This is a genomic window from Nostoc sp., assembly GCF_036917465.1.
Taxonomy (GTDB): Bacteria; Cyanobacteriota; Cyanobacteriia; order Cyanobacteriales; family Nostocaceae; genus Nostoc.
In genome coordinates, this window is the sequence record NZ_JBALDL010000016.1 from 1 (window position 1) to 13,948 (window position 13,948).

A 13,948-nucleotide genomic window follows, 5' to 3' on the forward strand; every position below is an offset into this window, starting at 1 on the left:
ATAGTGTTAAATTAGGGGGCATCGAACCCCCTAATTTAACCGTGCTTACATCCCCGCCCACGAGGGGACGGGGTTTTACACACGTTCAATAAACAACTATGGCATCAGCATGATCATCATTCATGTGCTTGCAGATGCGCGAACTAATATCAGCAGAAAAATCCTTAGACATTGTTGAAATAGAAGTAACAGCTTAAATTTTAAGCTAAGAACGGGAATGAAATTTGCCGATTTTCTTTCTTAAGCACTCAAAATTCTGCATTTTACATACCCCATTGCCATCATAAATTAATTTTATTTATAGGGGAATAATTAAATTAAAATAAAACTTATTCAGTATTTCTACCTTCTACTACGGAAATCAGACAGCTTAAACTGTAGCAGAAGTATTAGCCAAACTATTGAAGCTAAGAGAAAATGAGCGAAACTAGCCCCAGACGAATTGTAATTGGGGATGTGCATGGACATTATGAAGGTTTGATGACTTTGTTGGAGGCGATCGCTCCCACGTCAGACGATCAAATCTATTTTTTGGGAGACTTAATCGATCGCGGGCCTCATAGCTCACAAGTAGTTAATTTTGTCAAACGACATAACTACCCATGTTTGCTGGGAAATCATGAGCAGATGTTATTAAACATTCTGACTAATGAAAGAACTTCCTCCCCGACGATGCAAGCGTGGTTGTACAGTGGGGGGCAAGCTACCGTAGCCAGTTATCACGAGGCTTCAATCCCTGACGATCATCTGGATTGGTTCAAGAGTTTGCCTACATATCTCGACTTAGGCGATATTTGGTTAACTCATGCTGGTGTTGACCCTTCCAAGTCGGTGACAGAACAAACTGCCGAGGAACTCTGCTGGATACGAGAGGAATTTCACAGCATCGAAAAACCCTACTTTCCAGATAAGCTAATTATCATCGGTCACACTATTACTTTTACTCTGCCTGGTGTTTCTCCTGGTAAACTGGCACAAGGGCAGGGATGGCTAGACATAGATACTGGTGCTTATCATCCCCGGAGTGGCTGGTTGACTGGACTAGATGTCACGAATAACCTGGTTTATCAAGTTAACATTTTTAAAAATTATATCCGTACCCTCCCCTTAGAAGAGGCTGTAATTACCGTTAATCCAGCCAAAATCAAAGTCGATCGCCGCAATAAAAATTAAACAATATTCGAGATCAGGGAGTAGGGAGGAAATAACCAATGCCCAATGCCCAATTCCCTTAAGACCTTACTAATGGTCGAACATTAGCTTTATAACTAGCATTATCCAACCCATAATTTCCATTACTAGGTTGGGAGTTGATTGCACGTCTAAGACCCTCAATGCGATCGCTCGTTCCGGGGTGGGTACTCAAAAATGTCGGAGTAGAACCACCCTTTTTCAGTAGCTTTTGCATAAAAGAAACCATTGCAGACTGGGCGTAACCAGTGCGTGTCAAAGTTCGTAGTCCTCTTTGATCGGCTTCAAATTCATTGTTACGACTGCGGGGCAAGTCTCGCGCTAACTGGACACCGATTTGCACTGCTGTACTCCTATCTAAGCCTGCTGCTGTTAATAGACCACTTTCGAGCGCTTTCTGTTGCATCTGTTTGGCTACGTGTTTCCCACCAATGTGACCAATTTCATGAGCGAGGACGCTAGCTAGTTCCGCTTCATTGTCTGCGGTTTTCAATAAACCCGTGTGGACATAGACATAGCCGCCCAAGGTAGCAAAAGCATTAATGCTGTCATCCTCAACTACCTGAAAGGTATAAGGAAGATTGGGGCGATCGCTATTGACTGCTAAACGTCTGCCAATTTGTTCGACATAGCGATTAACTTCGGGATTGCGGTAAAGTCGGACTTGACTGCCAACTAATTGCTGATTAATCTGCTTACCAAGATCAACTTCTTGGTTAGAAGACATATTAGAAAGCTGAAATGCCTGAACTCCTTGGAGTAGAAGGGGCAAGAAATCTAAAGCCCTTCCTGGCACTGGTGTACTCAGGCACAGACTTAGGGCAACTACCACTGAAATTAAAGGATAAAACCAGCTACGCCGCCACACCCGGTAATTTGCAACAAAAATTTTCCAATTGAACATAATAAGCTCTGAATATTATTTTGGGAGGACATAAAATGATGGGACAAATTATGAGACGGATTTAGAGTATTCTAAGTTGCATTCTTAACTCAAAAGCAAATGAGTTGTGATACAGCTAATGCTTACGCAAATCTACTGAATTACAGGGGAGCTAGAGATTCTATCTAGACATAGGCTTAAACACTAAATATTACTTTCTAGGTGCGTCAATCTTAACGGGCAAAAGTTTGAGGGTTAGCTGCCCCCTCTGCGAACTTACAAAACTCGTGATAAACTGTCGCATAACCGCAACCCCTAGCCGCTTTGAGTTATTACCAAATAGAAAAAATTGCCATTTTCATCGAAAGTCTTCTTGCTACAATCAATTACTTCGTTATTACCTCGGAAAATTTTTTATGGCTATTTTAGATTCAAAAGGTCGCTTGTTCGGCAAAATCAACCTTCTAGATTTAGGTGCTGCACTGGTAATTCTGCTAGTGATATTTGGCATTTTTATCTTTCCTGGCACTTCTGGTTCTGTTGCCCAAGTCGGTGCGAAAACAATACCTATAGAAGTAGACTTAGTAGTTCGTGGTTTGAATGTCCGTGATCCTGAGCAATTATTTAACCAAGGTTTAAAAAAAGGTGGAAAGACTAATGTGATTATCCGCAATCAACCTTATGGAGAGATTGAGATTAAATCCATTCAACAGCTAGCTAGAACAATTAATGTTTCCCAACCTGATGGCACTGTTAAAGAATTGCCAGATCCTAAGACCAACAATTTTAGTACAGATTTGCTTTTAACTCTAGATGGCAAAGCCCAGGTTACTGAAAATGGCCCCGTTCTAGGTAACAGTAAAGTCAAAATTGGAATGCCATTTGAGTTGGAAGGTTTTAACTATAACTTCAATGCAACTGTTATTGATATTAGATTAAAAGACAAATAGCATTCACATTTTCGTTTTCCAAAATAGGCTGATAAACCGAATTGTCTGTAATCTCAAAGACTTCGGTTTATCAGATTTATTAATGGAAATTATAACTAATTAGCAGCTTTCGGTTGAAACATTAAATACGTCCCTCCTAAGCCTTCTACAATTGTGCGTGTATTGGCAATCATCATTTTCTGATAAGTGTCTGCCTCGCTTCCTGGTTCACCAAGCCCCTCAACGTATAACTTCCTATCAGAAATTTTCACCTCAGCAACTCTTGCTACAGATTGAAATGAATTCTCGTTAATTGTGGCTTCAGAGAAAATTGTTGAGACTTTAGCCTGTTTAATATTTGTAACCAAATTTTTAACTTGTGTAGCTGTCAAGTTTTTGTTACTACTAATACCTTGTAATCCGCCTGCTAACTGAATACCGTATGCTTTGGCGTAATAACTCAGTGCATCAGAAGTTGTAACTAACTTGCGTTCTTTGGTAGGAATACTCGTAATTCTTGACTTAATCCAGCTATCTAGTTGAGTTAGTTCATTTGTGATTTTTTTGGTGTTGCCGTTATAATTCGCGGCATCACTAGATTCTAATTTTCTCAGATTACTATTAATTACCTCCACCATTCTGATAGCATTCTTGGTATTGTGCCAAAAATAAGGATTAATTACATTCCTGCCATCTTTCTCAAATTTTTGTGGCTTAGATACCGCAAATTGCCCGACAGCTATTTTCGGTGCAGTGTTTTTAGTTGCTTTAATTAATTTGATCAGATTTGGTTCTAAATTATAGCCACTATAGAGAATGAGATTAGCTTGCTCAATGGCTCTACGATCTTCCAGCTTTGGTTTATATACGCGAGGATTGGCACTAGGATCAATTAAGCAAATGAGGTTAATTGTATTCCCAGCAACTTGTTTAGTTAAGTCACATAATACACTTGTTGTTGCTACAACTTTAGGAAGATTCTCATTTACCTGGGTGGTAGTTTCAGTAAATGTAGTTCTTGCAGCTTGATTTCCACACCCAACAAATCCAATCGTCAAAGCAACAAAAATGACTCGGAATAAATTAGTTGATGGTATTTTTTTTGACATCCTCACCTCCTACTGGATATATAGAAAAAATAATCATTATTAGTAACAGATTAAAAAATAGCAGGGGGAAGCCTTCAATAACGAAGAGGGGCAAAGTCATCGGCTAGGAAAATTGTATAAGGGAAGAGGAATTGATAGACTCTCTCTTTCTCCACTTTCCTTTTTTCCAGCACACACCCAGCAAGTTTTGCTGATTTCAGCATTGGTGAGATTTTGCAGGCAAAATTTTAGTGAACTTCAGGCGACAAACTGGAAAACTGGTAGAGGCAGTAGCACAATAATAAAGGTGATGTTGGGGAGCCTGCGATCGCAAGTGTAGTGTAGTTCTCTTACCCGATGTTGAATGGCTATGCCATTGTGCTTAGATTCTGCAAAGATCGCAAATTGACTAGGATTATCAGCTTAAGAAGTGAAACGTAGTAACGCTGGGGCTTTTTGAGCATACGGGTTGATTTCGCAAACCGAGTCGTGAATCTAAGGCAATTGTAGCTGTGGTTTTGCGAGGTGTGGGCATCTAGTTGTTACAAAATTGGCGAATTGGCGATTTTTTGGTTCATACCCAAAAAATCTAAAATCTCAAATTCGTAGTCAAGTATATAGAACAATTCCTCAAAGCTGATATTGGTGAAGATAAACAATGGTAATTTTAGTTATCCTCGTTAATACTCTCATTTCGCTGATGCTATTCTATGTGGCTTGGCGAGTGTGGCAACTCAAGCAGCAGCTAGCATACATAGCAGATAGGTTAACCATCTATGAAACTTGTACCGATGCAGCATTGAATAAAGCACCTGAAAATATTTATCTCAGCCAGGAGAATATTTATAACTTACGGCAAAAAAATCAAGCACTACAAATACAAATTCAACAAGTGCGGCAAATTATCAGTCTACTTTTGCAAGGACAGAAAATCTGGCGGCGTTATTTTCGCAGGCTAGAGTTAATATCCGGGAAAAAAATTGTTGCAAAATGAGTTATGTCAAGTTCACATGAACATTTATAATTAGGGCTGACACGAGCGCACAAAGATATGGCGGGGCAGGGACGCAGGGAGTTTTGAGTTATAAATAATTAATAGTTCGAATGTTGAATGAATAAAAGCAACATTTTGGCTGATATTTTGTCAGGATAGATTAACCGAATAAAATCAGTCAGTCTTGCAAGGAGAGAAAACCCACCTAAAATAATAAGTGTAAGGAGAGAAACAACAATATGTCTAATAACCGTTCTGGAGTATTTTTTGGCGGTTTGATGCTGGGAGCTACTATCGGTGCTTTAACGGGTTTGCTCGTGGCTCCACGTACAGGGCGCGAAACACGTAAAATTTTGAAGAAATCAGCCAATGCTATCCCAGAATTGGCTGAAGATTTATCAACGAGTGTGCAAATCCAAGCAGATCGTCTCTCTGCTAGCGCACTAAGGAACTGGGATGAGACTTTAGATCGATTACGGGAAGCGATCGCAGCAGGTGTAGATGCCACTCAGAAGGAAAGCCAAATCTTAAAGCGGCAAACATCACCTGAAGACTCTGATTATCTTCCTCAGCAATTAGAACGCTCATAAATGACATTACCGTGATTGATCCCCTGTTTTGGTTGGGACTCTCCTTACTTTTAGTCGCCACAAGCTTGACTGCGGTTTTAGTGGCGGCAATACCGGCTTTGCAAGAGTTAGCACGCGCGGCTCGTAGTGCAGAAAAGCTATTTGATACCCTCTCACGGGAGTTGCCGCCCACTCTAGAAGCTATTCGTGTGACTGGTTTGGAAATCACTGACTTAACTGATGATGTCAGCGAAGGTGTAAAAAGTGCGAGTCAAGTAGCCAAACAAGTCGATCAAAGTCTTGATAGTGCAAGAATTCAGGCTCAAAATCTGCAAGTAAGTACACGTAGTATCTTTGTTGGCGCAAAAGCTGCTTGGAGAAACTTCACACGCCAGAAACCCACGAGGCGAAATAGCGATCGCTTGCCAAGTAATGAACAACCACCACTAACCTTGCGAGAACGAGAAGTGCTAAGGCAAGAAAATCGCCGGATAAAAACAGAAGTATACCGCGCTAATGACGGTTACAACGATGCCAGCTGGGAAAGCAATTTCGATGACGAAGATTGATAAAAAAAATGGCATGGGGCATTGCTTGTCTTCCTTATGCGGTGTCAAAACGTGCTATTTTTCCAGCTTAAAAAAAGTGATCTTTGTTTATGGATAAACTTTGGCATTGTATCGATCAATTTGGGAAAACGGGTGAAGCATATTTCAATGAAGCAGTCTTTTTAGGAGAAATGTGCTTGTTCCCAAATTTTTGTCAAGAACCAAATACATACAAAGTTGTTCATAAATTTGTAAATAGCATCAATAGCCAAGATAAATATTGGGACAGTTCAATAGGTGATTTAAAAGTATTTGCAAAACCTAGCAGATATCGCAGTTTTGATAAAGGCTACATTCGCACCCATGATGTTGTCAATTTGTGTAACTTCGGCAAGGATTTATATCCAGAGGTGGGAGATATGCTGGATACAGATTACTGGGATGAATTAGACATTTATCGTCGAGCGGAATGTTTTAGTCAAGATAAATTTGAAAATTTAATAAATTATTGGTTTAGGAATCAGCCTGATTTTGAAGTTTTCTTTGAGACAATAATAAAAAGATTATTCCTCAAATCTAATTATGAAATTACTTTCTACTCTCTTGTTAATGATCAGAACGAGAACACAGCTTTTGCACCATATATTTTAATTGGAGATAGATGTATTTTAAGTATAGTTAAACGATGGGTACTGTAAAGTTAATTATGCAGCTATAGCTCTATGTTGCAAATTAAACCCAAGATTCCAGCGAAAAGGTTCTCGCCTGTTGAATTCGCAAAAAGTCACTATCACTTGAAACAACAGTTAAATTATTTTGCAGTGCAATAGCAGCTATCCAAATATCATTTTAATCAAAACCCAAATTAACAATTTTAGTTTTTCGCTACTTGTTTTTATCTTTGGGTGCAAATTGACTGACTAAAGCTGCCTTAACCTGACCATATATTGTTGCTGTTTGTTCTGTTATATGGTAGACACGAATCTCTTTTAAAAACTCTGTCAAGCTAGATTATTTTCCTTGCGTTAAGATTTCTCCATCATAAATGTCAGTTTACCCTGGATAATTACGGAAGTGGCAATGTTATTTTCTCCAACTTCATTTACGCGACGGATAACATTTGGTTCGCCTAAAATAATGGCATTACAATGGTTTTTATCCAATAAATACATTATTCAAATAGGTTGTCGTTATCAATTCTAGCTTGACCACGGGTAGTATATACTGCTTGAAGACATTCTTCAAAATCATCACCTTCCCAAGTACCAGCGTGTCGAAGGATGGAGCGTCCCGAAGCAGGACGATATGTAAGTTGCTCTTGATCGCTAGAAGTTTCTATCAGATCGTTTAAAAGTATAGATTCAAGCTTACCTGGTTTCAACTCCTTTTTTGTATAGTTAACCTTAATAGAACGTATCAAATTGAGTGCTTCTGTTAGTAACTCCGGCGGTAAAGTTTCTATTTCTTGGATTAATAATTCTTTGTTAGTCATCTCTCACCTCTAATTTTTCTGCTTTTAGGTTTATTCGATCCTGAGTATTTTTGCTGATTGACAAAAAATGGTTTTATGCATGAAAGCAAAATTTCCCCTCCCAATCCCCTAATTCCTAAAAACGTTTTGCTTTGATCCCTTAGATTAGAGTAAAGTAAACAAGTGTAAAGAACTATCATTTTTCTAGTACTCTTTTAAAACAACTTGTTCACTTCTACCGTTGATATTTATATAAAAACGTCCATGCAATCTTGTTTTTGGCGAAGAATTCTCTTATCTATTGCAGTATTTTTCCTGGCTGGGTCAATTTGGGTCATGCATTCTCCCCCAGCACTGGCTTATGACAATCCTGAGTTACTCCCTAACACCTTTACTCCAGTTGTAGACTTAGCTAAATCTCTGCCTGTGCTGCAAGAAGAAAAGCTTGTCAAAGATTTAGAACAGTTTGAAGCCGATACCGGCTGGAAACTGCGAGTATTGACTCAGTATGACCGCACCCCAGGTCGGGCAGTTATCAAATATTGGGGTTTGGATGACAAAAGCATTTTACTAGTTGCTGATTCTCGTGGCGGTAACATCCTTAGTTTTAGCGTCGGCGATGCTGTTTATGAACTTTTACCCAGAACATTTTGGATAGAACTGCAAACCCGCTTTGGTAATTTATACTTTGTCCGCGAACAAGGCGAAGACCAAGCCATTCTGCAAGCTTTAGAATCCGTTAAAGGCTGTTTGCTAAAAGGTGGTTGCAATGTTGTCCCCGGATTGCCACGAGAGCAATGGATTCTCACCTTGATTACCTCAGTCATTGGTGGGATAATTTGTGGATTTGCAGCCCAACCCCGCGAGAAAGGACAAGTTTTTGCTTGGCAATGGGCTTTAATTTTCTCACCTTTGTGGGGAATCTTATTTCTCGCCTTTGGCATTGGGCCTGTGGTGACGCGCACAAGCGACTGGCTACCTCTAGTTCGCAATATCTCTGGCTTTATTATCGGTGTTTTGGTTGCCTACCTATCTCCTATTTTCAGTCGGCCTTCTTCTAGTAATGAGTTATGAGTGCTGAGTTAGAAGTTATGAGTTTTTAATGAACTTATAACTCCTAACTCCTAAATGCCTGAAGCTGATAAGCTGAAAGCTAATATTTAAGAAGCTCAACAAAATGGAATGGCACGTAACTGATGCTCAAAGTTTAGCAATTATTGATCACGAAATTGAAAATCATGTCTTTTCACCCGCAGAATATGAGATTGTGCGTCGGGTAATATACTCTACAGCTGACTTTGAGTATAAGTCTTTGATTCGTTTCTCTGAGCGTGCCTTGCAAGCAGGAGCAGCAGCACTAGCCGCGCGTACCGCGATTGTGGTAGATGTGCCGATGGTACAAGTAGGTATTGCCTACGAAATTCAAAACACCTTTGCTAATCCGGTGTATTGCAGCATGGAAGCTTTGACACGCCCTCAAAAAGAAAAAACTCGGGCAGCATGGGGAATCGAAACCTTAGCAAAGCGTTATCCAGAGGGTATTTTTGTAGTGGGTCAAGCGCTAACAGCCCTAACAGCACTGGTAGAGTTAATTGAGGCTGAGGAAATTAGACCTGCTTTGATAATTGCGACTCCAGTGGGATTTGTCAATGTTGATGAAGCGAAGGGGCGTTTACAAGACTCCCTAGTGCCTCATATTACCATTGAGAGTCGCAAAGGTAATGCAGTTGTTGCAGCTGCGATCGTTGACGGATTGGTAGACTTGGCTTGGCAAGCCTATGGACAAGATAGAAATCGGGGGAATTAGGAAAGTCAGTTGTATCATAACCTTTATGCAAAATAATATTTAAAATTACTGAATATCCTGATATTTTTGTAAAGGACTGCTAAAAAAGGAGCCTTTTCTTGTGCTAATTCAAGGTTTCAGATTAAGCGCATATCTTGCAATTCCAGTGGTGTTGGGTCTTTTAGTTGAGGGAAACAAGATAAAAGTATCTTCAGTTGAAAACGTTCGTCAAGTATCGACTAATAAGGAAATTATCCAACCAAACCACGAGCTAATCAGCGCTAAGACAGCTCCGAAAACATACTATGTTAGCGGTAATGGAGACGATAAAAATAGCGGAGTCTCTACTTCATCCGCTTTTAGGACAATTCAAAGGGCAGTAGATATAACTAACCCTGGCGATACAGTATTGATTATGAACGGAGTATACACAAATTCAGCCCAAGCTGGAAGTGTAGTAGATATTAAACGTTCTGGAACTGCACAAGGATGGATTAGGTATAAAGCATATCCTGGTCATTTCCCAAAAATTAAACACAATACATGGAACGGTGTTGAGATTTCACATAGAGCTTCATATATCGAAATCAACGGGTTGGAGGTCATAGGAAACAATGACAATATCACCCTTGATTATGCATTAAGTCAGAAGACTAACAGAACAAATAAGTTTACAAACGGAAACTGCATAATCGTTGATGGACGAATAAATGGTCATGTTCATCACATTCGTATTCTGAACAACAAAGTACATAAATGCGGAGGAGTAGGGATCGGAGTGATGGAGTCCGATTATGTGACGGTGGATAATAACACTGTGTTCGATAATGCCTGGTATGGCGTTTATGGTGCTAGTGGTATTTCAATGTTGCACAATTGGAATTCCGACAACAATCGGGGATACAAGATGTTCGTGACCAACAACAAGAGTTACAACAATCGTATGTATGTCCCTTGGATTGATGTTGGCAAGATATCAGACGGTAATGGCATTATTATTGATAGTTCAAGAGATGAGCGCAAAGACCCGAAATTGGGTGCATATATAGGACGTACTTTAGTTCAAAACAATCTTACATTTAATAATGGTGGTTCAGGTATTCATGCATTTTTAAGCGATCATGTTGATATTGTGAATAATACTGCTGTTTTAAATAATCAGAGTCCAGAAATTGAAGGAGGACAAATATTTGCCTATACGTCATCTGATGTCAGAATTTTAAATAATATTCTCTATGCTTTCCCTGGCAAGGATATTAATAATAATACTGAAAATAAGAACGTTCTTTATGATTATAATATATACATCAACAGTTCAAAGATAAGTGTTAATGGCCCTCACGATATTGTTGCGGACTCTCAATTTTTCAAAAAATATCCCACTCTAAAGAAAATATCTGACAATTGGAAATCGCAGCTAGATAAACAAAATCCGCCTGCACGGACTTATGTAGAGCCTAAGTCGGCAGGTTTTGTTTGTGGTCAAATGACTTATCGTTTAAACGGGAAGCTCATCAAAGTGGGATGCTCTCGTTAAAAATAAGGTGGAAGACATAGACCAGGAGAGATTTATCAGGAATCAAAATACCCAAACACTTTTTCTTCACTCCTCTACTCTACGCCGCCGACGACGCGGTTTTTGTTGCTGGTCTTCGCGCAAGCGACGACCGACTTCGTTAAAGAAATCGCGCCGCAGATAAGGGTAATCGCTAATCCACAGGTCACGACTGGGAATGTATATATCGCTGAATTGTTCAATACTGCTCAAATCTGAGCGATTTGACAGCACTACCATTTCGGCAATTTGACCGCGAGTAATAACTTTGTGGGCAGGACGCAATGGTGCTACGAACTCAACAGTAAATCCTGTTTCATCACCCACCTCTAAGTTAATTTGTTTTTCTCGGTTTTCTACAATCACCAATTCGCCTTTGCTGTTAACTGTTTCGGTTTTACCCATTAACTGGTCTGTAATCCACCAATCTAGGACTCGACCACGGAAAAAGCCGCCATACTTGTAACGCCGGCATTGCAAATTCCGCATACTTGCTTGAAACACTGGATACCACAACCAAAAAAAAGCGCTAACTACCCCCACCACAAATACTATTGAAGCAAACTCAAGCTTAAAAACGACTGTGACAAGCAATATAACAACTACGGCAACTACAGAAATTAACAGGCGTTGCAAAAAATTTGAAAACTTCCCCCAATAGTACTTGTACTGCAAACCAGTGGCAATTAGGGGGATAACTTGTTCAAATTTCTGGCGAGTCAGTGGTACTAACATGAGTGCTGAGTGATGAATGCTGAATAGTGTGTGTGAACTGCCCACACTGTATTTGGAGTAACAAATACAGTGTGGGATTTACGGCAAATAGTTAAAGTTTAAAGTATCTTTTCTAATCCATATACTAACGACTTTAGCGCTAAGATTTTGCGAATCGCTAGTAGCACTCCTGGCATATAGCAAGCGCGATCGCTCGTATCATGTCGTAAAGTATAAATCTGTCCGGCTGCGCCAAAAATAACTTCCTGATGGGCAATCAATCCTGGCAAGCGCACGCTATGGATTCTAATCCCTTCATCTGCTACACTACCCCTTGCTCCTGGTAATTTCTCCGTTTCTTCTACAACAGGAGGGTTAAAAGTTTTACCCAATTCTCCTAATAACTGCGCCGTTTGAATGGCGGTACCACTGGGAGCATCAGCTTTTTGGTTGTGATGCAGTTCGATAATTTCCACGTGGTCAAAATATTTCGAGGCTGCGATCGCAGCTTGTTGCAATAGCACCATGCCAATGGAAAAATTAGGAATAATTAGACAACCTGTGCTAGCTTTGTCGGCAAAGTCTGCCAAATCTTGAATTTGTTCTGGACTTAACCCAGTGGTGCCAACTACAGGACGAATACCATAAGCGATCGCACTACGAATATTGTCATAAACTGAATCTGGATGAGTAAAGTCTACAATCACCCCTGGAGGAGAGTGTCTGTCACCAGCCACATACCCTAACATCGGTTCCAATTGATTGGTAATTGGTACTTCTAGGGGTTCGCTTAAACCCGCCAATTCTCCAGCGTCTTTATCTTGATGTTCTAAACTGTGGTCAATTGCACCCACTAGGTTTAAGTCAGGCGCTTGTGCCACCGCCTTAATCACCTCACGGCCCATTTTACCAGCAGCACCGTTGACAATAACCGGGATAGGAGCTTGATTCGTCATAGGTCGAGAAATACTTTTTGAGCTAACAAAGGAATTGTAAAGACTTTAGCGATCTAGTAGCTAGCTTCTCAAATCTCTAGCTTAATTCCGACTACCTTGATTTATGCAGCTAACCGCTCAGTTTTTCTACTCTTCAAGCCGATCGGTTCTCATTTTCATCCCACTATCTTAACGTGAGTTCGACAAGTCTTATTTGACCTCTCCCCCAGCCCCTCTCCGACACGGAGAGGGGAGTAAAAAGCTTAATTTTTCGTTGCTCCTCCCTTTCCGTTTCCCCTACGGTGTACACACATCTTTGTACAAACCCAAAATCGTTGGAGATTCCCCTAAATCCCCCAATTTATTGGGGGACTTTAAGAGAGTTTTGCCCCCCAATTTATCGGGGGGTTGGGGGGATCAAAAGCCTATGAAGCCACTCTCAAAGACTTGTGTGTACACCGTAGTTCCGTTTCCCAGAGAGAGGTTGGGAGGGAGAGGTTCATCGAACTCACATTATCTTAGCTAGTAACCTGTTTTATTTACCCTAATTCACTTACCATATTTCCAAAAATAACTCCATACTATCTTTGAGAAGTAGCTCATATATCAGTAAGGTGATACACCAGAGAGTATTTGTCAACATCTAATGGCTCATCCGAAGCGTCCCGCTTGGTGGGAGAATAATAACGAGAAATGATCCAAGCCTGGTGTTGTCTCCAGCCCAAAGGAATCTGTAGAAATGTGGAAACGAATTGTATTAATTTTGCTACTAATGTTGAGTTTCAGCCTGAGTAATTCTGATGTAGCGATCGCGGCTGGACTCAAAAGCTTTATAGACTCTAGTGATGGCTATCAGTTTTTATATCCTAACGGCTGGCTGCAAGTTAAAGTTGCTAACGGCCCAGATGTGGTTTTCCACGATTTGATTGAGGTATCTGAAAATATTTCTGTTGTCATTAGCCCAGTTCCAGAAGGCAAAACTTTGTCAGAATTGGGAACGCCAACAGAAGTAGGATATAAGTTAGGAAAAGCTGCTCTTGCACCTCCTGATTCTGGTCGTTCAGCTGAATTAGTTAATGCCGCAGAGCGAGAAGTAGACGGTAAAATATACTACCTTTTAGAGTATGAGGTTAAACTCCCCAATAAACAGGAACGGCACAACATCGCCAGCGTTGCTGTAAGCCGTGGTAAAGTATTTACCTTCAACGCCTCAATTCCTGAAAAACGCTGGCCAAGAGTTAAAGGAATGATTGATGAGGTTGTGAATTCTTTTTCTGTTTATTAA

General features: G+C 40.2%; 16 protein-coding genes. 10 read left to right on the forward strand and 6 right to left on the reverse strand.

The annotated features are described in order from the left end of the window. Positions 1–85: 85 nt before the first annotated feature. Positions 86–172: a DUF2470 domain-containing protein gene (locus V7K38_RS29530; RefSeq protein ID WP_442940744.1), complete on the reverse strand. Its 87-nt coding sequence runs from the start codon at positions 170–172 to the stop codon at positions 86–88. A gap of 245 nt (positions 173–417) precedes the next feature. On the opposite strand from V7K38_RS29530, the gene V7K38_RS03155 reads away from it, so the two are divergent. Continuing rightward, positions 418–1,173: a metallophosphoesterase family protein gene (locus V7K38_RS03155; RefSeq protein WP_334855378.1), complete on the forward strand. Its 756-nt coding sequence runs from the start codon at positions 418–420 to the stop codon at positions 1,171–1,173. 58 nt (positions 1,174–1,231) lie between these two features. On the opposite strand, the gene V7K38_RS03160 is transcribed toward V7K38_RS03155, so the two are convergent. After that, positions 1,232–2,095: a M48 family metallopeptidase gene (locus tag V7K38_RS03160; protein ID WP_334855379.1), complete on the reverse strand. Its 864-nt coding sequence runs from the start codon at positions 2,093–2,095 to the stop codon at positions 1,232–1,234. A gap of 395 nt (positions 2,096–2,490) precedes the next feature. On the opposite strand from V7K38_RS03160, the gene V7K38_RS03165 reads away from it, so the two are divergent. Then, positions 2,491–3,024: a DUF4330 domain-containing protein gene (locus tag V7K38_RS03165; RefSeq protein ID WP_334855380.1), complete on the forward strand. Its 534-nt coding sequence runs from the start codon at positions 2,491–2,493 to the stop codon at positions 3,022–3,024. Between the two features lie 95 nt (positions 3,025–3,119). Here V7K38_RS03165 and V7K38_RS03170 read toward each other — a convergent pair whose 3' ends face one another. Further along, a complete protein-coding gene (locus tag V7K38_RS03170) occupies positions 3,120–4,112 on the reverse strand; it encodes a metal ABC transporter solute-binding protein, Zn/Mn family (RefSeq protein WP_334855382.1) in 993 nt (330 codons plus the stop codon). A 637-nt stretch (positions 4,113–4,749) separates the two neighbouring features. Between V7K38_RS03170 and V7K38_RS03175 the strand changes: the two genes are divergently transcribed. The 4 genes from V7K38_RS03175 to V7K38_RS03190 all read left to right on the forward strand — a co-directional run bounded on the left by V7K38_RS03175 (position 4,750) and on the right by V7K38_RS03190 (position 6,900). Then, positions 4,750–5,085 carry a hypothetical protein gene (locus tag V7K38_RS03175; protein ID WP_334855384.1) on the forward strand — a complete coding sequence of 112 codons (336 nt, stop codon included), beginning with the start codon at positions 4,750–4,752 and terminating at the stop codon, positions 5,083–5,085. 239 nt (positions 5,086–5,324) lie between these two features. Further along, the gene (locus V7K38_RS03180; protein ID WP_322641420.1) at positions 5,325–5,675 is read left to right on the forward strand and encodes a YtxH domain-containing protein; all 351 of its coding nucleotides are present in this window, start codon (positions 5,325–5,327) and stop codon (positions 5,673–5,675) included. A gap of 11 nt (positions 5,676–5,686) precedes the next feature. Next, on the forward strand, positions 5,687–6,223 hold the full coding sequence (locus V7K38_RS03185; RefSeq protein ID WP_334855387.1) for a DUF948 domain-containing protein: 537 nt from the start codon (positions 5,687–5,689) through the stop codon (positions 6,221–6,223). Positions 6,224–6,312: 89 nt separating this feature from the next. Next, the gene (locus V7K38_RS03190; RefSeq protein ID WP_334855389.1) at positions 6,313–6,900 is read left to right on the forward strand and encodes a hypothetical protein; all 588 of its coding nucleotides are present in this window, start codon (positions 6,313–6,315) and stop codon (positions 6,898–6,900) included. Positions 6,901–7,373: 473 nt separating this feature from the next. On the opposite strand, the gene V7K38_RS03195 is transcribed toward V7K38_RS03190, so the two are convergent. Continuing rightward, on the reverse strand, positions 7,374–7,694 hold the full coding sequence (locus tag V7K38_RS03195; RefSeq protein ID WP_334855390.1) for a DUF2281 domain-containing protein: 321 nt from the start codon (positions 7,692–7,694) through the stop codon (positions 7,374–7,376). A 243-nt stretch (positions 7,695–7,937) separates the two neighbouring features. Between V7K38_RS03195 and V7K38_RS03200 the strand changes: the two genes are divergently transcribed. The 3 genes from V7K38_RS03200 (at position 7,938) to V7K38_RS03210 (ending at position 10,996) form a co-directional block, all read left to right on the forward strand. Next, complete coding sequence (locus V7K38_RS03200) at positions 7,938–8,747, forward strand: TPM domain-containing protein (RefSeq protein ID WP_334855391.1); 810 nt, start codon at positions 7,938–7,940, stop codon at positions 8,745–8,747. 103 nt (positions 8,748–8,850) lie between these two features. Then, a complete protein-coding gene (locus V7K38_RS03205) occupies positions 8,851–9,480 on the forward strand; it encodes a precorrin-8X methylmutase (protein ID WP_334855393.1) in 630 nt (209 codons plus the stop codon). A gap of 100 nt (positions 9,481–9,580) precedes the next feature. Beyond that, the gene (locus V7K38_RS03210; protein ID WP_334855395.1) at positions 9,581–10,996 is read left to right on the forward strand and encodes a right-handed parallel beta-helix repeat-containing protein; all 1,416 of its coding nucleotides are present in this window, start codon (positions 9,581–9,583) and stop codon (positions 10,994–10,996) included. A gap of 66 nt (positions 10,997–11,062) precedes the next feature. Here the strand turns inward: V7K38_RS03210 and V7K38_RS03215 are convergent, their stop codons facing one another. Beyond that, positions 11,063–11,749 (reverse strand): phosphate ABC transporter permease, encoded by a 687-nt coding sequence (locus V7K38_RS03215; protein WP_334855396.1) that lies wholly within the window; start codon positions 11,747–11,749, stop codon positions 11,063–11,065. A 98-nt stretch (positions 11,750–11,847) separates the two neighbouring features. After that, positions 11,848–12,684, reverse strand: coding sequence for a 4-hydroxy-tetrahydrodipicolinate reductase (dapB, locus tag V7K38_RS03220; RefSeq protein ID WP_334855397.1), 837 nt, complete (start codon positions 12,682–12,684; stop codon positions 11,848–11,850). Between the two features lie 718 nt (positions 12,685–13,402). Here dapB and psbP point away from each other — a divergent pair. Further along, on the forward strand, positions 13,403–13,948 hold the full coding sequence (psbP, locus tag V7K38_RS03225; RefSeq protein WP_334855399.1) for a photosystem II reaction center PsbP: 546 nt from the start codon (positions 13,403–13,405) through the stop codon (positions 13,946–13,948).

What these genes read in the sequence shown, in the direction of transcription:
- V7K38_RS29530 (WP_442940744.1), bottom strand. Translation starts at nt 172, where the DNA reads ATGTCTAAGGATTTTTCTGCTGATATTAGTTCGCGCATCTGCAAGCAC.
- V7K38_RS03155 (WP_334855378.1), top strand. Translation starts at nt 418, where the DNA reads ATGAGCGAAACTAGCCCCAGACGAATTGTAATTGGGGATGTGCATGGA.
- V7K38_RS03160 (WP_334855379.1), bottom strand. Translation starts at nt 2,095, where the DNA reads ATGTTCAATTGGAAAATTTTTGTTGCAAATTACCGGGTGTGGCGGCGT.
- V7K38_RS03165 (WP_334855380.1), top strand. Translation starts at nt 2,491, where the DNA reads ATGGCTATTTTAGATTCAAAAGGTCGCTTGTTCGGCAAAATCAACCTT.
- V7K38_RS03170 (WP_334855382.1), bottom strand. Translation starts at nt 4,112, where the DNA reads ATGTCAAAAAAAATACCATCAACTAATTTATTCCGAGTCATTTTTGTT.
- V7K38_RS03175 (WP_334855384.1), top strand. Translation starts at nt 4,750, where the DNA reads ATGGTAATTTTAGTTATCCTCGTTAATACTCTCATTTCGCTGATGCTA.
- V7K38_RS03180 (WP_322641420.1), top strand. Translation starts at nt 5,325, where the DNA reads ATGTCTAATAACCGTTCTGGAGTATTTTTTGGCGGTTTGATGCTGGGA.
- V7K38_RS03190 (WP_334855389.1), top strand. Translation starts at nt 6,313, where the DNA reads ATGGATAAACTTTGGCATTGTATCGATCAATTTGGGAAAACGGGTGAA.
- V7K38_RS03195 (WP_334855390.1), bottom strand. Translation starts at nt 7,694, where the DNA reads ATGACTAACAAAGAATTATTAATCCAAGAAATAGAAACTTTACCGCCG.
- V7K38_RS03200 (WP_334855391.1), top strand. Translation starts at nt 7,938, where the DNA reads ATGCAATCTTGTTTTTGGCGAAGAATTCTCTTATCTATTGCAGTATTT.
- V7K38_RS03205 (WP_334855393.1), top strand. Translation starts at nt 8,851, where the DNA reads ATGGAATGGCACGTAACTGATGCTCAAAGTTTAGCAATTATTGATCAC.
- V7K38_RS03215 (WP_334855396.1), bottom strand. Translation starts at nt 11,749, where the DNA reads ATGTTAGTACCACTGACTCGCCAGAAATTTGAACAAGTTATCCCCCTA.
- dapB (WP_334855397.1), bottom strand. Translation starts at nt 12,684, where the DNA reads ATGACGAATCAAGCTCCTATCCCGGTTATTGTCAACGGTGCTGCTGGT.
- psbP (WP_334855399.1), top strand. Translation starts at nt 13,403, where the DNA reads ATGTGGAAACGAATTGTATTAATTTTGCTACTAATGTTGAGTTTCAGC.